This is a genomic window from Phaeobacter sp. JH20_37 (assembly GCF_048056015.1).
Classification (GTDB): Bacteria; Pseudomonadota; Alphaproteobacteria; order Rhodobacterales; family Rhodobacteraceae; genus Phaeobacter; species Phaeobacter bryozoorum.
In genome coordinates this window covers 36,367-59,209 of record NZ_JAYMWW010000014.1, presented here as the reverse complement: position 1 = coordinate 59,209, position 22,843 = coordinate 36,367, and the positions used below count along the sequence as shown (strand labels likewise).

General features: G+C 61.1%; 23 protein-coding genes. 10 read left to right on the top strand and 13 right to left on the bottom strand.

Annotated elements, in window-relative coordinates; translation table 11 throughout:
- Positions 1 to 174 precede the first annotated feature (174 nt).
- A complete protein-coding gene (locus tag VWZ87_RS11600; RefSeq protein ID WP_416535008.1) occupies positions 175 to 951 on the top strand; it encodes a Hint domain-containing protein in 777 nt (258 codons plus the stop codon).
- Positions 952 to 1,062: 111 nt separating this feature from the next.
- Here VWZ87_RS11600 and VWZ87_RS11595 read toward each other — a convergent pair whose 3' ends face one another.
- Complete coding sequence (locus VWZ87_RS11595; protein ID WP_340546222.1) at positions 1,063 to 1,563, bottom strand: Lrp/AsnC family transcriptional regulator; 501 nt, start codon at positions 1,561 to 1,563, stop codon at positions 1,063 to 1,065.
- A 241-nt stretch (positions 1,564 to 1,804) separates the two neighbouring features.
- Here VWZ87_RS11595 and trxB point away from each other — a divergent pair, with 241 nt between their 5' ends.
- The 3 genes from trxB (at position 1,805) to VWZ87_RS11580 (ending at position 5,344) form a co-directional block, all read left to right on the top strand.
- Positions 1,805 to 2,746: a thioredoxin-disulfide reductase gene (gene trxB / locus VWZ87_RS11590; protein WP_416535007.1), complete on the top strand. Its 942-nt coding sequence runs from the start codon at positions 1,805 to 1,807 to the stop codon at positions 2,744 to 2,746.
- A gap of 5 nt (positions 2,747 to 2,751) precedes the next feature.
- Positions 2,752 to 3,084 carry a ribonuclease E inhibitor RraB gene (locus tag VWZ87_RS11585; protein ID WP_416535006.1) on the top strand — a complete coding sequence of 111 codons (333 nt, stop codon included), beginning with the start codon at positions 2,752 to 2,754 and terminating at the stop codon, positions 3,082 to 3,084.
- 184 nt (positions 3,085 to 3,268) lie between these two features.
- A complete protein-coding gene (locus tag VWZ87_RS11580; RefSeq protein ID WP_416535005.1) occupies positions 3,269 to 5,344 on the top strand; it encodes a bifunctional sulfate adenylyltransferase/adenylylsulfate kinase in 2,076 nt (691 codons plus the stop codon).
- A 63-nt stretch (positions 5,345 to 5,407) separates the two neighbouring features.
- On the opposite strand, the gene VWZ87_RS11575 is transcribed toward VWZ87_RS11580, so the two are convergent.
- The 4 genes from VWZ87_RS11575 to VWZ87_RS11560 all read right to left on the bottom strand — a co-directional run bounded on the left by VWZ87_RS11575 (position 5,408) and on the right by VWZ87_RS11560 (position 8,057).
- On the bottom strand, positions 5,408 to 6,271 hold the full coding sequence (locus VWZ87_RS11575; protein WP_416535004.1) for a hypothetical protein: 864 nt from the start codon (positions 6,269 to 6,271) through the stop codon (positions 5,408 to 5,410).
- Positions 6,272 to 6,284: 13 nt separating this feature from the next.
- A complete protein-coding gene (locus VWZ87_RS11570) occupies positions 6,285 to 7,166 on the bottom strand; it encodes a PhzF family phenazine biosynthesis protein (RefSeq protein ID WP_416535003.1) in 882 nt (293 codons plus the stop codon).
- Between the two features lie 247 nt (positions 7,167 to 7,413).
- Complete coding sequence (locus VWZ87_RS11565; protein WP_340546228.1) at positions 7,414 to 7,638, bottom strand: DUF1150 family protein; 225 nt, start codon at positions 7,636 to 7,638, stop codon at positions 7,414 to 7,416.
- A gap of 5 nt (positions 7,639 to 7,643) precedes the next feature.
- Complete coding sequence (locus VWZ87_RS11560; protein WP_072505182.1) at positions 7,644 to 8,057, bottom strand: Hsp20 family protein; 414 nt, start codon at positions 8,055 to 8,057, stop codon at positions 7,644 to 7,646.
- A 178-nt stretch (positions 8,058 to 8,235) separates the two neighbouring features.
- On the opposite strand from VWZ87_RS11560, the gene VWZ87_RS11555 reads away from it, so the two are divergent.
- The 3 genes from VWZ87_RS11555 (at position 8,236) to VWZ87_RS11545 (ending at position 10,157) form a co-directional block, all read left to right on the top strand.
- Positions 8,236 to 8,460: a YdcH family protein gene (locus tag VWZ87_RS11555; protein WP_340546229.1), complete on the top strand. Its 225-nt coding sequence runs from the start codon at positions 8,236 to 8,238 to the stop codon at positions 8,458 to 8,460.
- 127 nt (positions 8,461 to 8,587) lie between these two features.
- Positions 8,588 to 9,088, top strand: coding sequence for a 5-(carboxyamino)imidazole ribonucleotide mutase (purE, locus tag VWZ87_RS11550; protein ID WP_340546230.1), 501 nt, complete (start codon positions 8,588 to 8,590; stop codon positions 9,086 to 9,088).
- Positions 9,081 to 10,157: a 5-(carboxyamino)imidazole ribonucleotide synthase gene (locus VWZ87_RS11545; protein ID WP_416535002.1), complete on the top strand. Its 1,077-nt coding sequence runs from the start codon at positions 9,081 to 9,083 to the stop codon at positions 10,155 to 10,157. The genes purE and VWZ87_RS11545 overlap by 8 nt, the downstream gene beginning before the upstream one ends.
- 150 nt (positions 10,158 to 10,307) lie before the next feature.
- Here VWZ87_RS11545 and VWZ87_RS11540 read toward each other — a convergent pair whose 3' ends face one another.
- From VWZ87_RS11540 to VWZ87_RS11510, 7 genes are all read right to left on the bottom strand, one after another.
- Positions 10,308 to 11,456 (bottom strand): alpha-D-ribose 1-methylphosphonate 5-triphosphate diphosphatase, encoded by a 1,149-nt coding sequence (locus VWZ87_RS11540; RefSeq protein WP_416535001.1) that lies wholly within the window; start codon positions 11,454 to 11,456, stop codon positions 10,308 to 10,310.
- Entirely contained in the window at positions 11,453 to 12,286 is an 834-nt protein-coding gene (locus VWZ87_RS11535; protein WP_416535000.1) for an esterase/lipase family protein, read from the bottom strand. Before VWZ87_RS11535 ends, VWZ87_RS11540 begins: the two co-directional genes overlap by 4 nt.
- A gap of 98 nt (positions 12,287 to 12,384) precedes the next feature.
- Positions 12,385 to 13,266, bottom strand: a complete 882-nt coding sequence (locus tag VWZ87_RS11530) for a DMT family transporter (RefSeq protein ID WP_416534999.1) — start codon at positions 13,264 to 13,266, stop codon at positions 12,385 to 12,387.
- Between the two features lie 92 nt (positions 13,267 to 13,358).
- The gene (locus VWZ87_RS11525; RefSeq protein WP_416534998.1) at positions 13,359 to 14,252 is read right to left on the bottom strand and encodes an HNH endonuclease; all 894 of its coding nucleotides are present in this window, start codon (positions 14,250 to 14,252) and stop codon (positions 13,359 to 13,361) included.
- A 305-nt stretch (positions 14,253 to 14,557) separates the two neighbouring features.
- Positions 14,558 to 16,207 carry a chaperonin GroEL gene (gene groL, locus VWZ87_RS11520; protein WP_416534997.1) on the bottom strand — a complete coding sequence of 550 codons (1,650 nt, stop codon included), beginning with the start codon at positions 16,205 to 16,207 and terminating at the stop codon, positions 14,558 to 14,560.
- A gap of 75 nt (positions 16,208 to 16,282) precedes the next feature.
- Complete coding sequence (locus VWZ87_RS11515) at positions 16,283 to 16,570, bottom strand: co-chaperone GroES (protein ID WP_340546237.1); 288 nt, start codon at positions 16,568 to 16,570, stop codon at positions 16,283 to 16,285.
- Positions 16,571 to 16,739: 169 nt separating this feature from the next.
- A complete protein-coding gene (locus VWZ87_RS11510) occupies positions 16,740 to 17,450 on the bottom strand; it encodes a DUF2161 domain-containing phosphodiesterase (protein WP_416534996.1) in 711 nt (236 codons plus the stop codon).
- Between the two features lie 213 nt (positions 17,451 to 17,663).
- Here VWZ87_RS11510 and VWZ87_RS11505 point away from each other — a divergent pair, with 213 nt between their 5' ends.
- Positions 17,664 to 18,584 carry a manganese-dependent inorganic pyrophosphatase gene (locus VWZ87_RS11505; protein WP_416534995.1) on the top strand — a complete coding sequence of 307 codons (921 nt, stop codon included), beginning with the start codon at positions 17,664 to 17,666 and terminating at the stop codon, positions 18,582 to 18,584.
- A gap of 666 nt (positions 18,585 to 19,250) precedes the next feature.
- On the opposite strand, the gene VWZ87_RS11500 is transcribed toward VWZ87_RS11505, so the two are convergent.
- Positions 19,251 to 21,218 carry a methyl-accepting chemotaxis protein gene (locus VWZ87_RS11500; RefSeq protein WP_416534994.1) on the bottom strand — a complete coding sequence of 656 codons (1,968 nt, stop codon included), beginning with the start codon at positions 21,216 to 21,218 and terminating at the stop codon, positions 19,251 to 19,253.
- 140 nt (positions 21,219 to 21,358) lie between these two features.
- On the opposite strand from VWZ87_RS11500, the gene VWZ87_RS11495 reads away from it, so the two are divergent.
- Complete coding sequence (locus VWZ87_RS11495) at positions 21,359 to 22,234, top strand: TIGR01459 family HAD-type hydrolase (protein WP_416534993.1); 876 nt, start codon at positions 21,359 to 21,361, stop codon at positions 22,232 to 22,234.
- Between the two features lie 146 nt (positions 22,235 to 22,380).
- Positions 22,381 to 22,824 (top strand): MaoC family dehydratase, encoded by a 444-nt coding sequence (locus tag VWZ87_RS11490; protein WP_416534992.1) that lies wholly within the window; start codon positions 22,381 to 22,383, stop codon positions 22,822 to 22,824.
- Positions 22,825 to 22,843 lie beyond the last annotated feature (19 nt).

Below are 22,843 nucleotides of genomic sequence, written 5' to 3'. Positions count from 1 at the left end.
GGCCTCTGCCCAAGACAGGGCCGCCGCATTTACCTGCCCGATTGGGCGCATTGCCCCGGACCGCGCGTATTGCGACCGGGGCGCCCGACAGGGACCAAGCGATTCCGGCGCGCCTTCTGCTCATCGCGCTGCCGGGGTTGATGCAAGTACAGTCATGAGAGAGGCACGTTCGCCATGACCATACCCCAGTCGCTGCGACGCGCAGCTGCCAATGCGGTCGAAGCCAATGCTCTGCTACAGGACCCTGCTGCCCAGCGCGGCGGGACCCGGCCACAGCTGCGCCGTTACGATGTCTGTAGCCTGCTGCCAAACGGCCAGATCGCCGAGACACGCCATGTCGCACCGTCGCTGCCATTGTTCGAAGACGCCTTTACCGCCTTTTGCCGCGGATCCCTGATCGAGACCACGCAGGGGCCCATTGCAATCGAGGATCTGCTGCCGGGCGATGAGCTGATCACCTTTGATGGCGATCCCCTCCCCCTGTTGTGGAAAGGCAGCACCAGCCTTGTCCCATCGCGCAGCGGGCAGCACGGTCGCAGCCACCGGCTGACCAGCTTTACCGCCGATAGCCTTGGCGAGGCAAAGCCGATGTCGACGGTTGTCGCAGGCCCCGCCGCGCGGCTGTTGCAACGGGCACCTCTGCCGGGGATCAAGCTGGACAATGCCGCCTCGCTGGTTCCGGTGCAGCAATATCATGACGGGATGAGTATTTTCGAAACCGCGCCCCCGACCGCCGTGGACCTCTTTCATCTGTGCCTGCCGCGCCATGCGGCGATCAGTGTCGGCGGTCTGCCGTTCGAAACCTATCACCCCGGCCCGGAGGCCCTGAAACTGGTGAGCCATGCCATCCGCACGCTCTATCTGAACCTGTTTTCGCATGTCGAATCGATCGCAGGCTTCGGCCCGCTGGCCTATCCCCGGATCCTGCTGCAAGATCCCGATATGAATTAAGCCGGGTCCGCCGACCGCTGCGGCGGTCGCCCCAAACGAAAAAAGCGCCCGCATTGCGAGGCGCTTTTTCTGATCAGACTGGCCTGACCGATTTCTGCGAGGCTCTGCGCCTCAGGCTTCGCGCGCGAGCCTTTGCTCCAGCACATCAAAGGGAACGCCGGGTTCGTCCTTGGCCCCTCGGATCACCAGCGACGTCTTGACGCTGGCCACATTCGGCGTCGTCAGCAGATCGCCGGTCAGAAAGCTCTGGAAGGTGCTGAGATCGGGCGCGACGCATTTCAGGATGAAATCCACCTCGCCGTTCAGCATGTGGCACTCGCGCACCAGCGGCCAGTCGCGACATTTCGCTTCAAAGGCGCTCAGCTCGGCCTCGGCCTGGCTCTCCAGCCCCACCATGGCAAAGACCTGCACTTCGAACCCCAATTCGCGTGCGTTGACCTCGGCATGGTATCCGCGGATCAGCCCGGCCTCCTCAAGCGAGCGCACCCGGCGCAGGCACGGCGGTGCGGAAATACCCACACGCTTGGCCAGTTCAACATTGGTCATACGACCGTCGGCCTGCAACTCCGACAAAATCTTGCGATCAATCGGATCAAGGCGTGTTGTGACCATCTGGAAGCTCCTGTTGAATTTTCCGTTTGTTATACCAGCATCCGTAGTGCACGCAATATTATTTCAGGCGCGCGCAACAATATTTGCCGTTGATAAGATGAGACCTCAGCATCTTAGCCCAGGCATCAAAACCGGGGGCATCCGACATCGCTGAAGCCGGGGCTTTAAGACATCGCCGGGTGCAGTTATATGCATTGCCTGACGGCGGCAAGACCGCCCTTTCATCGACTGGGGAAATGAGATGAGCGACACGCGCCACACCAAGGTTCTGATCATCGGGTCCGGCCCGGCAGGCTACACCGCCGGCGTCTACGCCAGCCGCGCCATGCTGGAGCCGATTCTGGTTCAGGGCATTGAGCCAGGCGGCCAGCTGACCACGACTACCGAGGTAGAGAACTGGCCTGGCGACACCGAGGTTCAGGGCCCGGATCTGATGGTGCGGATGCAGGAGCACGCCAAGACGATGGGCTGCGAGATCATCGGGGACATCATCACCGATCTCGACACCACCTCGCGCCCATTCGTGGCCAAGGGTGACAGCGGCACCGTCTACACCGCCGATGCGGTCATTCTGGCAACCGGCGCGCGCGCCAAATGGCTCGGCCTGCCGTCCGAGGAGAAGTTCAAGGGCTTTGGCGTCTCCGCCTGCGCGACCTGCGATGGTTTCTTCTATCGCGGCCAGGAGATTGTGGTGATCGGTGGCGGCAATACCGCTGTGGAAGAGGCGCTGTTCCTGACCAATTTTGCCTCCAAGGTGACGCTGATCCACCGCCGCGACGAGCTGCGCGCAGAGAAAATTCTGCAAGACCGCCTGATGAAGAACGAGAAGATTGAGCCGCTGTGGTTCCACCAGCTGGAAGAGGTGATCGGCACCGAGAACCCGCTGGGCGTCGAGGGCGTGCGGGTGAAGAACGTGAAGACCGGCGAAATCACCGAAATCTCCTGCAAGGGCGTCTTTGTCGCCATCGGCCATGCGCCTGCCAATGAATTGGTCAAGGACGTGCTGGAAACCCACAATGGCGGCTATGTGAAGGTAACGCCCGGCACCACCGAAACCTCCATCCCCGGCATTTTTGCCGCTGGTGACCTGACCGATCACAAATATCGTCAGGCGGTGACCTCCGCCGGCATGGGCTGCATGGCGGCGCTGGATGCCGAACGCTTCCTCGCAGAGCAGGAGTGAGCGCGGTGGCGCATGATTTCGACACCCAGAAGGCCGAGACATTCTCGGCCTTCTCCGATTTGCAGGCCGAGGGTGACCTGCCGTTTGAGGCGGATCTTGATCTGTTCTTTGTCGCTGAAGAGGTCAAGGACTGGATGCCCCTTGCCGAGGCACTGGCCGATCTGGGCTTTTATACCCAATGGGCAGAGGCCGAGGGCGATGATCCCGCCACATTGATCGCGACGATGCCCGAACAGATCCTGTCCGCAGCAGCGATCTGGATGGTCGAAGAGGTCGCAACCCGGACTGCACTTGACCATGGGTTTCGGCCAGACGGCTGGGGATTTGCCGAGGATTGAGCCCAAGGCGGCCCCGACTGCCAGACCCCTGTCCCGGCCCGCCGGAGACAACAGACCGCCCGTTCCGCTTGCGTTGCAATAGGGGAACGGCGGTCTTTTTCACGAAACTCAAAAGGGTTTTGACTTTGCTGCGACTGCAAAGCATGACATGCGTTCACCCGTGAACACACTTTGAGTCGACCCGATGCCATCCCGATCCACACCACTCAGCCATGAGGACGAAGACCTGCTCTTTCGTATCCTCAGCCAGCTCGACAAGGCGCCAGACGCCTCGCAGCGGGCCACGGCGACGGCTGTCGGGATATCACTTGGGCGGCTCAATGCACATCTACGCGCAGCCGCAGAAGCCGGTCTTGTCAAGGTCAGCCATCGCGCAGGTCCCGACAAACGTCAACGCTTCGCCTATGCGCTTACCACCCGAGGTGCTGCCGAAAAAATCCGGCTCACCGATCAGTTCCTCGCCCGCAAGTTCGCCGAATACGACGCGCTTCACGCTGAACTCACTGGGACCACCAGTGGCCTCGTCCCCTTCAAGTACAGGACCAAGTTGATGCAGAATAATCTTGCCCCCATTCCGGAGCTTTATGTCTCCTATGACTCCGCCCAAAAGCTGAAGGTCGAAGCCGCAGAGCTGAAGAGCCATGACCTGAGCCCGCGCCAGATCTGCGATCTGGAGCTGCTGATGAACGGCGGCTTCAACCCGCTGAAAGGGTTTCTGAGCGAAGCAGACTACAACGGCGTTGTCGAAAACATGCGCCTTGTGGACGGCACCCTCTGGCCGATGCCGATCACGCTGGATGTGTCCGAGGTTTTTGCCGCATCGCTGGAAATCGGCGAAGACATCGCCCTGCGCGATCAGGAAGGTGTCATCCTTGGCACCATGACCGTGACCGATCGCTGGGAGCCGAACAAATCGCGCGAAGCCGAAAAGGTGTTCGGCGCCGATGATGACGCCCATCCGGCGGTCAACTACCTGCATAACACCGCAGGCAAGATCTATCTGGGCGGTCCGGTGACCGGCATCCAGCAGCCCGTCCACTATGATTTCCGCGGACGTCGCGACACTCCGAACGAGCTGCGCGCCTATTTCCGCAAACTGGGCTGGCGCCGCATCGTGGCCTTCCAGACCCGCAACCCGCTGCACCGGGCACATCAGGAACTGACCTTCCGCGCCGCGCGCGAGGCCCAGGCCAACCTGCTGATCCACCCGGTTGTCGGCATGACCAAACCGGGCGACGTCGATCATTTCACCCGCGTACGCTGCTATGAGGCGGTGCTGGACAAATATCCGGCGGCCACCACATCCATGTCGCTCTTGAACCTGGCAATGCGTATGGCCGGCCCCCGCGAGGCGGTCTGGCACGGGCTGATCCGCAAAAACCACGGCTGCACCCATTTCATCGTTGGTCGCGATCACGCAGGCCCCGGCAAGAACTCCGCCGGTGAAGATTTCTACGGCCCCTATGATGCGCAGGATCTGTTCCGCGAGCATCAGAAAGAAATCGGCATCGAAATGGTCGACTTCAAACACATGGTCTATGTGCAGGAACGCGCCCAATACGAACCCAACGACGAGATTGAAGATCGCGACAATGTCACCATCCTGAACATCTCCGGCACCGAACTGCGCCGTCGCCTGCAAGAAGGCCTGGAGATCCCCGAGTGGTTCTCCTTCCCCGAGGTTGTGAACGAGCTGCGCAAGACCAAGCCGCCACGTTCCAAGCAGGGCTTCACCGTGTTCTTCACCGGGTTCTCCGGCTCCGGAAAATCCACCATTGCAAATGCTCTGATGGTCAAGCTGATGGAAATGGGTGGCCGTCCGGTGACGCTGCTCGATGGCGACATCGTGCGGAAAAACCTCAGCTCCGAACTGGGATTCTCGAAAGAGCACCGCGACCTCAACATCCGCCGCATCGGCTATGTGGCCTCCGAGATCACCAAGAACGGCGGCATCGCCATCTGCGCGCCGATCGCGCCTTATGCCACCACCCGCCGCGCCGTGCGTGAGGATGTGGAGCAGTTCGGTGCCTTCCTGGAGGTGCATGTTGCGACCTCGATCGAGGAATGCGAGCGCCGCGACCGCAAGGGTCTCTACAAGCTGGCTCGTGAAGGAAAGATCAAGGAATTCACAGGGATTTCCGATCCCTATGATGTCCCCGTTGATCCGGAGCTGCGTGTCGAGACCGAGAATGTCGACGTCGACAACTGCGCCCATCAGGTTCTGCTGAAGCTGGAGAACATGGGGCTGATCGCAGGCTGATCCACCCGCAAGACTCACAGAAGGCCGCCCGATCGGGCGGCCTTTTTCGACTCACGCATGGGGTTAAAGGCTGGCCCGAAGCGCCTCCGCCGCGCGACGCTCGATACTGCCATATCGCGCAGCCTCCGGCTTAAGCGCCCTGAGCGTCGGCAGCCGCGCCGTGTAATCATCCTGCGATATCATCGCGATGCCCGCGCGTATTTCTTCGCCGGTCGAGCAGATCATCATTCCGGCAGGATCGAAGAAATCGCTGATATTCGGGCAGCCCCAATAGATCGGCACCGTTTCGCAGAGGATCGCGTCGATGAGCTTCTCTGAGAAATAATTCCGTTCGCGGACATTCTCGATCACCACACTATAGCGGTAGGGCGCCAGCCCGTCGGATTTTGTCTCAAACGGCTGGTATCCCCGCCCGAGGATGGCCACCTCGGGCGTGCTGCACCTCAGATGTTCGACCACGTCATGGCGCAGCTTGTGGCCCGGATGGTCCCGCTTGGCTGAGGCGATGATCGAAAGATCGGCACGTTTCTCTATCGCCAGCTCCTGCCACTCAGGCACCCATGTGGTGCCGAAGGGCAGGAAAAGCCCGTTGCCAATGCCCGCCAGCAAGTCCTCATTATAGCTGAACACCCGAAAGAACCGCCGCCAGGTCCAGGGCAGCAGCCGGTGGTGCAACGACGACATGATTTTGGGCTCCATCACCATCATGGAGATCCCCGCCCGACAGGGCCAGCGCCCCGGCAGGTGCATTCCGGTTTTTGCCCAGACAATCAGATGGTCTTGCGCTGCAAGATCCGAGACCCGCCCGCCGATCAGATCGCCGGGGCAACCGAACGGCCAGTGCAGGCTTGCAAGCTCGCGATTGGCAAAGGCCCGGTTCAGCTTTGCCCCATAGGGCACCACCGCAATGGCAGGCTCGCGCGTCACAGTCCGCCCTCTGTCAGCCGAGGTCTGGCAGATCTACGGTGCCGCGCATCAGAACATAGCCCCGGCCCGCCACCCGCACGCCCTCAATCGCATCCGCCGGGCCAACCCGCGTCACCACAGCCTGACCGGGACGGCCAAGGCCATGTCCCTGCTCGGCTATGAAACGGTCGGGCTCCATCAGACCGTGGTGCCACAGATAGGCGGCCATGGCGCCGGTCGCCGAGCCTGTAAATGGATCCTCCGGCGGGCTCGGCGGGGCCATCAGCAGCCGCGAGAATGTGTCCCCCTCGGCGGTGGCACCGCTCAAGGTCACCAGAAACGGTTCCATCATGTCGATTCCGTCGGCACCCATTGCCGCCCCCAGCCGGGCCAGCGCCGGCACATCCAGCGTCGCGGCCTCAAGCGCGGCACGGTCCCGCAACACCGTGATACAGAACGGCAATCCGGTCGACACCCGCTGCGGTCGGCCAACAATCGCGTCCACCGGCAGCGAAACCGCCGCCGCGACCAGCTGCGGATCGGCAAAGGCGCCGAATTCTGGCGCGATCTGGGTCATTTCAATGAGATCATCCGCCATGCTCACCCGCACCAGACCGGCTCCGGTCTCCAGCGTGATCACATCGCCCTCCATCAGGCCACGGTCGCGCAAGGCTGCCACGGTGGCAATGGTCGGATGGCCTGCAAAAGGGATCTCGCGGCTGGCGAGGAAATAGCGCACCCGCACATCGGCAACCTGTGACGGGCCGGTGAAGGTGCATTCCACCAGCGAGGTCTCGCGCACATAGGCCATGCAGATCTCATCGCTCAGCCCGGCGCCGCCATGGACCACTGCGCAGCCGTTGCCACCAAAGGCCCGGCCCGAAAAGGCATCTACCCAGTCAAAATCGTATCGCAATGTACCCTCCCCGGCGTGATCACGGTCCTGCGTCAGCAAGATCACGCCGCACGCGGCATCGCAAGCGGATTTGGGCCCGGAGTTGCCGCCTGCCCCTTTGATTGCACCTGCGCGCAGCGCCTGCCGGACAGCCTGAGAGCCCCGCCGCAGCTGTCGCCTGCCCAACAAAAAGGGCGCCATGGGTATGGCGCCCGATCCGCTTGCAATCACCTGCGCTGGCGTTGCTCACGCCGTGCGGCAATATCCATTAGTGCACCGGCACCGGCGCATAATCATGCTGCCGCGCCAGAACAAAGGCCATTTTCCGGTCGCTGACCAGGGCCAGCTGTTCACCAGCGGCATCATGCACCGCATAGAGGTGGCTGCGCCCGGCGGCACCGGCCTGAACCTCCGCAGGGAGATCCGCGACATCAACCGCCTTGACATAGACAATGCGGCTGTCGGCATCGTTGAACTGATAGGCTGTATGCATCTGTCTTACCCCTTCTTGATATTGATCGTCTGAACCACGGTTTCGGGCCGCGATCGGGTCAGGTCGACATGCAAGAGGCCATTTTCCATAATGGCCTCCCCCACCTCGACCCCATCCGCCAGCACAAACATGCGCTGAAACTGCCGCGCGGCAATGCCCCGGTGCAAAAACACCCGGCCATCGCTGTCATCGCTCTGGCGTCCCCGGATGACCAGTTGACGGTCCTCGACGGTGATCGCCAGATCCGCCTCGCCGAAGCCGGCCACCGCCAGCGTGATGCGATAGGAATGATCTGAGGTTTGTTCGATATTATAGGGAGGATAGCCCTCGTTCCCGGATTTGGCCGAGCGTTCCAACAGGCGTTCCAGCTGCTCAAATCCCAACATATGCGGATACGAGCCAAGTGTGAGTTTAGACACGGGTTTCGTCCTTGATTCTAAAGCGACGTATGGCGACGGCCCCATTATGGCGACCGCTTCCCTAAGAATATGGATGTTTTATCTGTTTTCACAAGCCCAAGGCACCGCGGCGCTGGCGCAAAAGCCTCTAAAAGCGTAATATTCGCCAAAGATTAACCCGCCAGCCGACGAGTCGCCAATGAACGCACCAACCGATATCTCCATGAAAACCGATGATGTTTTACAGGTGGAGCTGGAGGTCTTTCGCAGGCAACACCGCGATCTGGACGAAGCAATCGTGGCCCTGCAGGAGCGCGGGACCAGCGATCAGCTGACCATTCAGCGATTGAAGAAGCAGAAGCTGATCCTGAAAGACAAGATAGCCTTGATCGAAGACCGGCTGACACCGGATATCATCGCCTGATCCCCCATCCAGCCAACGCGCCCGACAGCTCCAATGCCGCATTGCGCGATGCACAGGGTTCTCTATAGTGCGCGCTTCCTCCAACCCAGCGGGTTCGCAGGCCCGCGGCATGACAGGATCCGAGCCTATGCCAGAGCATACCGCCGACATCAAAGTGGGCATCATCATGGGCAGTCAGTCCGACTGGCCAACCATGAAAGAAGCCGCCACCCTCCTCGACGAACTGGGCGTGCCTTATGAGGCCAAGATCGTCTCGGCCCATCGCACCCCGGACCGGCTGTGGAGCTATGGCAAATCTGCCGCCGAACGTGGTCTGCAGGTGATCATCGCAGGCGCTGGCGGGGCCGCCCACCTCCCCGGTATGGTCGCGTCGAAAACCCGCGTTCCGGTGGTTGGTGTGCCGGTTCAGACCCGCGCCCTCTCCGGTGTTGATTCGCTTTATTCCATCGTGCAGATGCCCAAGGGCTTCCCGGTTGCGACCATGGCCATCGGCGCCGCCGGTGCAGCAAATGCCGGATTGATGGCCGCCGGAATTCTGGCCTTGCAGGATCCCGAACTTGCCCGGCGTCTCGACGACTGGCGCGCGGCTCTTTCCGCTTCGATCCCAGAGGAACCGGTTGATGACTGATCGTTTGAACACAGGCGCCACCATCGGCATTCTCGGTGGTGGCCAGCTGGGCCGCATGTTGTCGGTCGCCGCCTCCCGTCTCGGCTTTCGCACGCATATCTTCGAGCCGAGTGCAAATCCCCCGGCCGCAGATGTCGCCCATAAGGTGACAACCGCGAGCTATGAGGACGCGGACGCGCTGGCAGGCTTTGCCGCCTCTGTTGATGTGATCACCTATGAGTTCGAGAACATCCCGACGTCGGCGCTGGACCTGCTGGAACGGCACAAACCCATCCGCCCCGGCCGTGAGGCCCTGCGGATCAGCCAGGACCGGTTGACCGAAAAGACCTTTCTGCAGGATCTCGGCCTGAGCACCGCAGCTTTTGCCGATATTGCCGATCAGGCCAGCCTAGACGCGGCGCTGGCAACAATCGGCACCCCCTCGATCCTGAAAACACGCCGCTTCGGTTATGACGGCAAGGGGCAGGCCCGGATCAAGGCGCCTGAAGACGCAGCCACCGCGCTGAGCGAGATGGCAGGTGCCCCTTCGATCCTGGAAGGGTTTGTCACCTTCAGCCATGAGATTTCAGTGATCGCCGCGCGCGGCGTCAGCGGCGAGATCGCCTGTTTTGATCCCGGTGAGAACGTTCACCGCGACGGCATTCTTCATACAACGACAGTGCCCGCGCGCCTCAGCGCCGGACAGCGTATGGACGCGGTCCTGATGGCGGGCAAGATCCTGAATGCGCTGGAATATGTGGGCGTCCTCGGGGTCGAACTCTTTGTCACGCCACAGGGGTTGATCGTGAATGAAATCGCTCCCCGGGTGCATAATTCCGGCCATTGGACGCAGAATGGCTGCGCCGTGGATCAGTTTGAACAACACATCCGCGCAATTGTTGGCTGGAGCCTTGGCGATGGGCAGCGGCACTGCGATGTGGTGATGGAGAACCTGATCGGTGCCGATGTGGACCGGATCCCTGAGCTGGCTCAGGAAACCCGCTGCGCCATCCATCTCTACGGCAAGACCGAAGCCAAGCCGGGCCGCAAGATGGGCCATGTGAACCGGGTGCAGCTGCCACAGACCTGACTAATTGGGGCTCTGCCCCAAACCCCGGGATATTTTGAGCCAGAAGATGGCGGCAGGGCAGTAAAAGCGGCCCCGCCGGTTTTACGCGCCGCAAAGAGGGCCATCCGGCCTGATGCGCGGCGCTCCCCTCCCGGCGACGCGGCGGATCTGTCAGACCAGAAAGCGGCCTGCCACATCGCCGTTCATATAGCTGACCCTGCCGCCCGAGAGCGTGGCTGCAACACCACCCTGGGCGTCAAGGATCACGAGATCGGCGCGTTGTCCGGGCCTTAGCTCTCCGCGATCCTCCAGCCCGAGGATACGCGCCGGGCCTGCTGACACCAGCCTCCAGGCTGAGGCAAAATCCAGAACACCGGTTTTCTCAAGCATCAGAGCCGCCCGGCGCGGACTGGGGTAGTGATAGTCGGAGGCGAGCGCATCGCAGAGCCCCATGGCGATCAGATCAAGCGCCGAGGCATTGCCCTTGTGTGAGCCTCCGCGCACCACATTGGGTGAGCCGAGGATGACAGGGTCGCCCGCTGATGTCGCGGCCTCTGCGGCCTCCATTGTTTCGGGAAACTCGGAGATCCGCGCGCCGCGGTGGCGCCAGGTGATGCGGTCATCCGCTGTATGGTCATCATGGCTGCCCAAACAGACGCCTGCGGCCTGAAGCTTTGCGGCCAGCTGATCCAGCGCCGCGGGCACTTCGGGTCTGCGGGCATGCATCTGCTGCAACATCTGCCAGTGAACCTCCGGATTACGCCCTGCCTTGAGCGCCTGGCCGGTCAACCGGGGGGGCTTTTTTCCTTGCGCAAGCCGGTCATGAGGTAGGTGATCGTTGAAGACGACATAGGGGACCTGCCATCCCGCGATCTGTGACGGCAGATCATCGTAGGCCTCCAGCAGGTGGATTTCAAACCGCAGCTGCGGAATCAGATCGGTAACGACACGGGGTTTTGCGGATTTGATCCCTTCAAAGACCTGATCTGCAAAGTCGGGACCGCGCAGCCCCCCCTCCCAGGAGTAGAACTGGGCAAGAACACCGGTTGTGATGCCGTTTGCCGCCAGTTCTGCCTCTGCGGCGATCACCCCTTCGACCATCTGTTTCATGGCACCGCGCCGGGGCGCGAGGTGACGTTCGAACCCATCGCCGTGACAGTCAACGATCCCCGGAAGGATCCGATATCCGGTCAGGTCAATCTGCCGCCCCGCCCGCTCGGCCTGGATCCGACCTGCTGCCAGCGCCAGCACGCCACCGCGTTCCATCCCGTCCGGACGCAGTACATCTGCACCGGTCAATGTCAGTTCAAGCGTGCTCATGGCCGGGCCTCCCCTTGCAGCTGATCCCCATCGGCGCTGCACCGACCACCGGCACAGGCCTCCTCTATCTCACCCGTGATGGACTCAAACCATGTCAGATCGGGGTCAAAGCGCCCCCTGTCGAGGAAATGCAACGCCTGCGCAATAACCTGCGGATTATTCATCATGAAAGTATGGGTCACGGGCAACACGATGTGATCCGCCATGCCCTCCAGATATGTGCTCTGCACCGACACCTTGCCGTCATCCGGCCCCGGAATGATGGCCGAAAACACCGGGTTGAGCGAGAAGCGCCCGGCGATGATCCCAACCGGGAAACTGGCAGCAGGCAGCTGGTTGGGCAGGCTGTCCTCGCCGGTTCCCAGTTGCAGCCCCGCAGGCCCGTTCAACAGGCCAAAGACCTCCCAGTCGCCCAGTTCGTCCACCAATTCGCTGCCGTGGTTGGGAGGAGCCAGCATAACCACCCGCCCCAGCGCCTCTGGCCGGTTTTCCCGCAACCAGTGGCGCAGCAGGATGCCGCCCATCGAATGGGTGATAAAGTGGATCTGCTCGCCTTGTGATATCTGCTCCGCACATTGCCCGACCGCATCCGGCAGCGTCTCCGCGGCAAGCACCGCCACCGGTTTGTCGGTTGACGGGTACCCGGGTGTCACGACCTTGACGCCGCGCGCCTCCAGCACCTGCCCCATAACCGCCAGCGAGATTTCGCTGCGCGCCAGACCGTGCAGCAGGATCGCGCAATCTGCACGGGCCAATCCCGGAGCAAAACACAGGATCGCGGCGACACATGCCGAAATACTGGCTAAGAAGGTGGTGGAATGTCGGGTCATTGTGCTCGCGGTCTCAAGGGGTCGTGACACCGCAGATAGGGGCATTTCACCTCAACGGAAAGAGCAGACCGCGATTCCCAGAGCCGTGACGCGGCGCCTTAGCCCTCTTTGCCCGCCGGGATGCCCGCCGCCCGCCTGCGCCCCGGCCCAGACAGGACGACGATTGCAATACCGCCCAGAACAGCGATCGCGCCAATGGTCAGCTGCAGGCCAATCACCTCTCCCAGCACAACCGCACCGGCGAGGATCGCGATCACCGGCACCGACAGCTGAACCGTGGCAGCCACGGCGGGCGCAAGCTGCGGCAAGACGTGATACCAGAGCGCATAGCCAAGGCCCGAGGTTACTGCGCCGGACACAATGGCCAGCACCACGCCCCATGGAGAGATGACGATGTCCGCGCCGAAGATCAGCACCGCGGGCACCATGATCACGCTCGCCGCCGCGAAATTCACAGCCGTTGCCGCCAGTGGTGCCTTTGCGCCCCGTCCGAGCAGACTGTAGCCCGCCCATCCAAGACCGCCCAGCGCCATCAGGCATGAGGCCCCCAGCGGCGCCGCTGGCACACCGTCGGTCGGCCAGACCACCGCAGCAAGCCCGACCAGAGCAATTGCCGCGCCAGCGACCTGCCCCGGCGCGACCGGACTGCCCCGCAGCGCCCCCCACAGGAACATCGACACCTGCACCACGCCGAACAGGATCAGCGCGCCAAGCCCTGCATCCAGGTCCTCATAGGCGATGGAGAACCCGACGATATAGGTCGTAAGCGCCGCCGCCCCCCAGAAGGTCTGGCGTCGATCACGTCTCAGCGACAGCCCGCTGAGGGCACAGAGCCCAACCAGCGTGACTGCCCCGGACAGCACACGCAAAAGGCCAAAGCTCGTGGCCTCCATATGCCCGCCTCCGATGGCCAGTCGGCTGAGAATGGAATTGGCGGCAAAGGCCACCATGGTGAGGAAGACAAGAAGAAACAGGCGCATGAAATGGCTGCTATCGTGCAAACCAACTTCGGACCAGTGATATTTTCGTGTCAGAGATCTATCTTCGACTGAACATGTGCCCCGAAGCGCCTCTAACCCTTAAAGACATTCTCCCGATGCCAGCGGAGATATGAGCTGTGTGGTTTGAATGCGGGGTTCACAGGCTCAATCAATCGCCGGTCCGGCAGCAGCAAACGATCCAGCGTCGCGTCATCCACCGCCTTCTTCGCAACAAGCACCTCATTGTCGTCACTGATCGACAGAAGACCTCGGTCAAACATCCAATGCACCGTTCCCGACAGGGCCAGCCCATTGCGCACCGTGTCCGGACCAGATTCCGAAACCGGCACGATATGGGCGGCCTCGACCTCCGGCCGTCCGCCGCCATTGCGCAACTCCAACCCCGACACCGAACAGCGGCCGCCATAGGCATGTTTGACCTGTCTTGCAAAACTACGATCCCGGAAGGCCCGCTGGGACAGTAGCATTTCGCGAGGTCCATTTGGGGATTCAAAAGCGACCTGTGCTTCGGCAAAACCAGGCTCCGCGGTGAAATCCCCGGTTCGCGGAATGGCATTCGGCTCTTCGCGCGCAGTCAGGCCGGCATTGATAATGCGCGCAAAATCCGCGTCGGAGATCAGCCGCACCGCGCTTGTGTTGCTGCCGCGCGACCGTGGCAGCCCGGTTTCATAGGGTCCCTGCCCCTCTACCCATCGGGGAACAAAATTCTCAAAGGACAGCTCGCTGCCTGTGTCCAGCAGCGCATAGGCCAATGCTGGGTCCTCAGGGTCATCCTGCACCTTCAGGACACGCTGTACAGAATGGTACCCTTTACCGCCGCCGCGCCGCCCCTCGTAGAAGATGACCCAGTCGCCCACGGTTTGCTCGACCCGGCTCAAATAGAGCTTCTTCGGGAAATGATACGCTTTTCCAGGCTGGTCGTCATAACCCGAATGCGAGGACTGAATAAAAACTGCTTTGACCATGGCGGCAACTTTAGGCCTTTGTTTCGAAAACGAAAAGAGAAGAGACAAGAGGCATCATCCCCTCTTTCTGGCCAAACATGCCGACGCTGCGACACCCCCGTCATTCACCTTTCCAAAAATACTCCCGCCGGAGGCAGGCCCGCAAGGCGGGCCTTCTCTCTCCCCGCCGAAACGAAAAGGGGCCGCCCGAAGGCAGCCCCTAATTCTTCCAGTCATCAGCGGTGGGCTTCCGGCGAATTGGCCCAGATAACGAACCTGCAGCCAATCGCCTTTTGCCTCATCCCAAATCCCAAGGGGATTTGTGATTACATCATGCCGCCCATGCCGCCCATGCCGCCCATGTCGGGCATGCCGCCACCTGCCGCGCCTTCTTTGGCGGGCTTGTCGGCAACCATGGCTTCGGTGGTGATCAGCAGGCCTGCGACCGAGGCTGCATCTTCCAGCGCGGTGCGGGTCACTTTGGCGGGGTCGATCACGCCGAAGGAGAACATGTCACCATATTCATCAGTCTGGGCGTTGTAGCCAAAGCTGCTGTCAGAGGATTCACGGATCTTGCCCGCAACCACGGCACCGTCAACACCGGCGTTCTCGGCGATCTGGCGCAGCGGCGCTTCGATGGCCTTGCGAACGATCATGATACCGGCGTTCTGGTCGGAGTTTGCACCTTCCAGACCGTCCAGTGCCTTGCCGGCCTGAACCAGAGCAACACCACCACCAACGATGACGCCTTCCTGCACGGCTGCGCGGGTTGCGTTCAGAGCATCGTCGACGCGGTCTTTGCGCTCTTTCACTTCCACTTCGGTCATGCCGCCGACGCGGATCACGGCAACACCGCCAGCCAGTTTGGCAACGCGCTCTTGCAGCTTCTCACGGTCGTAGTCAGAGGTGGTCTCTTCGATCTGGGTGCGGATCTGGGCAACGCGTGCTTCGATCTCGGCCTTCTCGCCAGCGCCGTCAACGATGGTGGTTTCGTCTTTGGTGATTTCGATTTTCTTGGCGGTGCCCAGCATGTCCATGGTGACGGACTCGAGCTTCATGCCCAGATCTTCGGAGATGACCTGGCCGCCGGTCAGGATTGCGATGTCCTGCAGCATGGCCTTGCGGCGATCGCCGAAGCCCGGTGCCTTGACAGCAGCAATTTTCAGACCGCCGCGCAGTTTGTTGACAACCAGGGTTGCCAGCGCTTCGCCTTCGACGTCCTCAGCGATGATCAGCAGCGGTTTCTGCGACTGGATCACCTGCTCAAGCAGCGGAACCATTGCCTGCAGCGACGACAGTTTCTTCTCGTGCAGCAGGATCATGCAGTCGTCGAGTTCTGCAACCATCTTGTCGGGGTTGGTGACGAAATAGGGCGACAGGTAGCCACGGTCGAACTGCATACCTTCGACAACAGTGGTCTCGGTTTCCAGACCCTTGTTTTCTTCGACGGTGATAACACCTTCGTTGCCGACTTTCTGCATCGCGTCAGCAATCTGACGGCCGATTTCTGCTTCGCCGTTGGCGGAGATGGTGCCAACCTGCGCAACTTCGTCGCTGTCTTTCACATCGCGGGCCGAGGCTTTGATCGCTTCAACAACCTTGGAGGTTGCCAGGTCGATGCCGCGCTTCAGGTCCATCGGGTTCAGACCGGCTGCAACCTGCTTCAGGCCTTCTTTGACGATGGCCTGGGCCAGAACGGTTGCGGTGGTGGTGCCGTCACCGGCTTCGTCGTTGGTGCGGGAAGCAACTTCCTTCACCATCTGGGCGCCCATGTTCTCGAACTTGTCTTCCAGTTCGATTTCCTTCGCCACGGACACGCCGTCCTTGGTGATGCGCGGTGCGCCGAAGGATTTGTCCAGAACCACATTGCGGCCTTTCGGGCCCAGGGTCACTTTCACGGCGTCGGCCAGAATGTTGACGCCACGCAGCATACGGTTGCGGGCATCGGTGTCGAATTTGACGTCCTTAGCAGCCATTTTTTACTCTCCTAGAGAAATTCTGTGGGTTTAAGCGATCAGGGATCAGAGCAGACTTGGGAAAAACCCGGTGTCTTACTCGATGATGCCCATGATGTCGCTTTCCTTCATCATCAGCAGCTCTTCGCCGTCGACGGTGACCTCGGTGCCGGACCATTTGCCGAACAGGATCTTGTCGCCAGCCGAAACAGCCATTGCGATCAGCTCGCCGCTGTCCTTGCGTGCGCCTTCGCCGGTTGCGACGACAACGCCTTCGCTCGGCTTTTCCTTGGCGGAATCAGGGATGATCAGACCACCGGCGGTTTTTTCTTCGCTTTCGGTGCGACGGACCAGCACGCGGTCATGAAGCGGTTTCAATGCCATCTTTGTAGCTCCTTAAAGGCTCAAAGGTTGTTGTCTCGCCCCCCTGCTCCCCGCAGAGGGTGTTAGCACTCAATACTGCCGAGTGCTAACGAAGGAATAGCTAGGCAGGGCGTGCGGTCCTGTCAACAGGTTGGTTGGGAAATTTTATGGCAATATTCTGCCGCGGCTATCACGCAGGGCCCACCTCGGCCGCTGTCCCATCGTCGGCCCCCATCGCTTCCCAGCTATGCGCCCAATGAACCAGCCCCGCCTGACCGGCCTCGGTCAGTTGATAAATGCCGGTGGCGACCCGCATGAACCAGCCATAGTGATTGCTCGCCATGATCCGGGTGGCCTGTGGGACGCCCGCTGCCCTGGCCACGGCGGCCCCCTTGCTCGGCCCGTGGTCTGCCAGATGGGCGGCACAGCGCAAGGCGTCCTGGCGATAGGCGGTCACGATCCCGTGGCGGGTGGCCCCACCGGCATTCGGATCCCCCTGCAGGCGCTGAAATTCGCGCAGCAGCCGCGCCTGTTTCTTGGCCGATTTTCGCGGCGCGTAAGGCCCCGGATCACACTGGACCTCCGTCCGACCATCCGGCAGAACCGTGATCAGCCCCAGCCCCAGACGCCGACACATCGCCAGATTGTCCTTCAGCACCCGCCGCGCCTGGCGGCCAGCGGGTTTCGGCACAGCGATATAAACGAGGTCGCTCAGCGCAAGCCGCGTGATCGCCTGATGGAACAGCGACAGTGAAAACCGCAACTTCAGCTCGACAATAACCGGTGGTTCATCGCCCCGGCAGGCAACCACATCAGCGGCCCCCACCTCCCCCTTCACGGTATACCCCTGCTGTTCCAACAGGGCCTTCACGGGCGGATAAAGCTGATCTTCGCGGGTCATGGCGCAATGCTACCCCCAGCCGCAGCAGAGGAAAAGCCATTCGTCAAATCAGGGCAATGATCCGCAGCCATTGGCGCCCCTGGCGCGCCTGCGCTGCCCTGATCTGCACGGACGGCATAGCTGCATTGACGAGACAACGGGCCGGGGTGACAAGATCGCCGCCCCCACCTATAAGACGCGCAAAATTCCGGCATCTGCATAGGACACACTTCAATGACTACCTTCGTCTTCGGCCATAAATCCCCCGATACCGATTCCACCGGCTCCGCCATCATCTGGTCGTGGTATCTGAACCAGATCAAAGGCGTCGAAGCCGCTCCGAAATTGCTGGGCGACCCCAACACCGAAGCGGCCTTCATGCTGCAACACTGGGGGCTGGAAAAGCCGGAGATCATCAGCGATGTGGCCGATGATCAGCCTGTCGTCATCGTTGACACCAACAACCCGGCTGAACTGCCCGCCAATATCAATGGCGCTGACGTTCGTGCGATCATCGACCATCATAAACTGGTCGGCGGGCTGGAAACCAAAGGCCCCATCGACATCCGCATCGAGCCGGTCGCCTGCACCGCGACCATCATGTGGAAAATGATCGGCAGCGATCTGGCGCAGGCACCACGCGAGATCAAAGGCGCGATGCTGACCTGCATTCTGAGCGACACGCTGGAATTCCGCTCGCCGACCACCACTCAGGAAGACAAAGCCGTGGCCTATAGCCTGGCCGAAGATCTCGGCGTCGATATCGCCACCTATGCCGCCGAGATGTTTGCCGCGAAATCCGATGTTTCGGCCTTCTCCGACGCAGAGCTGCTGCGGATGGATTCCAAGGAATACGCGGTCGAAGGCACCAAATTCCGGGTCTCGGTTCTGGAAACCACCGCTCCCGCCGTGGTGCTGGATCGCAAGGCGTCGCTGATGGAAACCATGACAACCGTCGCTGCCGAAGATGGCGTTGATCAGGTTCTGCTCTTTGTGGTGGATATCCTGAAGGAAGAAGCCACCCTTCTGGTGCCCAACGACCTGGTGAAAACCCTCGCCGCCAAGAGCTTTGGCGCCACAGCGGAGGGCGATAGCGTTGTGCTGCCGGGGATCATGAGCCGCAAGAAACAGATCATCCCCAATCTGGCAATCTAAGGCCCGGCGCCTTCGAGCCTATGAAATGCGAAAGATGCGGGTCTTCTGAGGAGGCCCGCATCTTTTATGATGGACCTGCAGTAGCCCGCGGTCCGATCTCCGGGTGATACCACCGCGTGTTTGGATCGACCGGCAACCAGGTGCTGGTAGCACGCGCAGAGCGATCGCCACCCTCTTGCTGATCCCCCCGGACCTCTGTTTGCCGCATCTGCGGTGCGCATTGACCAATTGCTGTGGTTGCCCGTGTCGCGGTCCCCGGATGACACTCCAGCAAATCACGCCTCAGGGCGAAAGTAAGTCACGGATACCTAAGTCATCCCAGCCCGCCCCGGTGCAAAAGGGGCCAAAGCGCCGCGACCGGCGTCAGCGCCTCGGCAAAGGAGCCAGCACCGCCAGAGGTGACGTGGATCTATCGACCGGCATTGGCATTTCCGTCATGCAAAGGCATTGGCGCAGGCAATCCTGCCATAAAGTCGCGGGCGCCCGATTCGCTCACAGGCATCGGCTGACCGAGGCCGGTCGGTTCAGATTGCACCGGGCGAAGTTGACGCCCGATCCCAGGTGACAGGCCGCCACGCGCGGCAGGCGGCAAGCCTGAAACCGGCGCGTGGTCAGCTGCCTACCGTGCCCCACAGACGACTATCAGGCGCTCAGGCCGTCAGGCCGTCAGGCGAAATTGGCAACCGCATCCCGATCCGCCCAATCGTCACCGGCACCCCCTGCTTTCGACCCCACGGACTTGTGCAGCGATGCGCGGTCGGTGTCCCAGTCATCGATGCCATCGCCGGAAACAGGCCCATGGGCGGAGACTTCGTTATAGTCTTCCCAACGCTCCTCATCCGGGTGACCTGCCTCGACAACGGCCGCTGCGCGCTCCGCCGCTGAGGGTGCGCGGCCTGCGGCACCATCTGCTGAGAGCAGGACAAACTGGCTGACGATCTGGTTCAGACCATAGGTCTCGCTGTTCATCTTCAGGATGGCAGCGCCGGATTCCTCAACCATCGCGGCATTCTGCTGGGTGACATTGTCCAGCTGGGCAACACCGATGTTGATTTCGTTCAGCCCCTGCGCCTGCTCACCGGATTCCGAAGAGATACCAGAGACAAGCGTGGCGATATTGACCACCTCGCCGACAACCTGCGACAGGGCCTTGCCGGCGCTATCGACCTTCTCCACGCCCTCTTCCACCGTTCTGGTGCTGGCCGAAATCAGCGACTTGATCTCATTGGCGGCATCCGATGACCGTTGCGCCAAAGCGCGCACCTCGGAGGCGACGACGGCAAAACCGCGGCCGACCTCACCTGCCCGCGCCGCCTCGACACCAGCGTTCAATGCCAGCAGGTTGGTCTGGAAGGCAATGTCGTCGATCACGCCGATGATCTGCGAAATCTGCCCGGACGAGCGTTCGATCTCATTCATCGCCTCGATCGCGCCCTCCACGACCCGGCCGCTGTTTTCAACATCCTTGCGCGCGGAATCCACAGCGCTTTCGACGGCTTTGGCGTTCTGGGCGGAGTTGTTGACACTGACCGTCATTTCTTCCAGTGCGGCAGCCGTTTGCTCCAGCGTGGCCGCCTGGCTTTCGGTGCGGGCAGACATGTCTTCAGCACCGGACCGGATTTCATCGGATTGCGCCTGGATCGCGGCGCTTGCCTTGACCACCTGGGCCATCACCTCATTCAGTTTATCGACCGTTTCGTTATAATTCATCCGCAGCGGATCATAGGCCTCGCCAAAGCTCTCTGCGATGCGAACGCTGAAGTTCCCGGACGCCAGCGCCTGCAGGCCCTGACGCAGCCGGTCGATGACATGCTCACCCTCCACACGCAGGGTATTCTGTTTCTCCAGCTCGCTGATGACCCGGGCCGACACACGGTCGATATCGCGGGCAATCTCGCCAAAATCGTCACCGCGCATCCGCTCAGCGACCTTGATGCCAAAATCCCCTTCTGCGACTTCGCGCAGGGCTTCGCGCAGCCGATCAATCGGGCGCACAATGTTCATGGTCATCTTGCGCGCGTTATAGAGCGTCACCAAGACCAACAGGGCGGATGTTCCCAGGAGGACATAAAGCAGAAGCATGTCATGTGCCCGCGCCGCCTTTGCGGTTTCGACCGCCGAGGTTTCAATCCAGTCACTCAACGGGTGCAATTTCTCATTGAGGGCCGCGTAACTGTCCTGAAAGGCATCGACAGCAGCCTCCGCGGCGACCGGGTCGGTGACGGCCAGCTCTGCCAGGGCGACGCCCTGACCGACAAAGGTATCAACCTCCGCCACCATCCCCTCGACCTGCGCCAGCGCCTTTGGTGGCAAGGAATCGTTTTTCAGCAATTCCAGATTCTTGCGAAGCTCCTCGCTGGCCTGGACCACTCGTGCGCGCAGCGCCTCTTTCTCGGCTGCGGTCGCATGATCCCCGGCAAACACGAGATAGATCACTTCCGCGTGCAACTCTTCATGCAGGAGGTCGACCTTCAGCTCGTGGCGCACCGTTTTGGTTACATCAATCTGCCGCTCAAGCTCCAGTTCGCTTTGCCACAGGCTGTAGACAGATATCAGAGCCAATATAACAATCGCAAAAACGGATACCGCACCCGAAATAATAAATCGGGTTTTTGTTGACATCGTTCGAAACATTACCGCACACCTCTGGGTTGTAGCCTCGACCTGTTCTACGCCTCTGTTGTTAAAAAACCGGAAACATCGCCGATCTGGTCAAATTCCGCAGGCTCTGGCATAGCTTGAACAGCCGAAATCCCATGTGAAAGACCTGTCCCATGACCCGACTCATTGCCTCCCTCGCCGAGGTCTCAAGCCAGTACAAAGCCCTGTTTGTCGATCTTTGGGGCTGTGTGCACAACGGTATCACCGCCTACCCCGAGGCCGTGGCTGCCTTGCAGGCCTATCGCGCGGCAGGCGGTGTTGTTGTGCTGGTGACCAACTCGCCAAAGCCAAGGGCGGGGGTTGCGGCACAGCTTGGCGACTTCGGCGTCCCTCAGGATGCCTATGACACCATTGCCACCTCCGGCGATTCCGCACGCGCCGCCATGTTCAGCGGTGCCGTTGGCCGCAAGGTCTATTTCATGGGTGAATGGGAGCGCGATGCCGGCTTCTTTGAGCCGCTGAAGATGCTGGACGATCCGATTGATGTGACCCGCGTTCCGTTGAAGGAGGCCGAAGGCATTGTCTGCTGCGGCCCCTTCGATACGCAGGCCGACCCGGATGTGAACCGCCCGGATTTCCTTTATGCCAAGCAGATGGGGCTGAAACTACTCTGCGCCAATCCCGATATCGTGGTTGATCGCGGCGAGACGCGCGAATGGTGCGCCGGGGCGCTGGCGCGGCTTTATTCGGAAATGGGCGGCGAGAGCCTGTACTTCGGCAAGCCCCACCCGCCGATCTACGATCTGGCGCGGCGGCGTCTGGCGGAGCTGGGCCTGGATATCGCCGACCGTGACATATTGGCGATCGGTGACGGCCCCCACACCGATATCTCGGGCGCAATGGGCGAAGGTCTGGACTCACTCTTCATTACAGGTGGACTTGCAGCAAAAGAAACCCAAACCGACCACCAGCCCGATGAAGCCGCTCTAAGCACCTATTTGGAAAAGGAAAAATCTGCACCGACCTATTCTATCGGCAGATTGCGCTAACGGAGAAAACACTTGCCTTTCTGCGACTGCAAAGTAATAAAGTTGCCGTAACAAGTCTGCATTTGCCCGATTGTTTCAGGTTCGACCCGCAACCCATAGACAGCACCGCGCAATTTTTCGCAGAGCAACGGCAACAGGAGAGGCATATGTTGGACAATTTTCCGCGCGGAACGATCTGCATCGAAGATATCGAAATGGGGATGGTCCGCTATCTGCGCAAAGAGGTGACGGACAAGGATATCGAGATGTTTGCCGAGGTCTCAACGGACCACAACCCGGTGCATCTGGATGAAGATTACGCGCAGGACACCATGTTTCAGGGGCGCATCGCCCATGGGATGCTGACTGCCGGGTTGATCTCTGCCGTAATTGGCGAGCAACTGCCCGGCCATGGCACCATCTACATGAGCCAGTCCCTGAAGTTTCTTGCCCCCGTCCGCCCCGGCGATCTCGTGCTTGCGGAGGTCGAGGTGACCGGCATCGAGATCGACAAACGCCGGGTCAAGCTGGATTGCCGCTGCATGGTGGAGGGCAAGAAGGTGCTGGTCGGCGAAGCCATGGTGATGGCGCCGTCACGCAAGTTCGACTGACGCGATGGCCGCCAAGCTG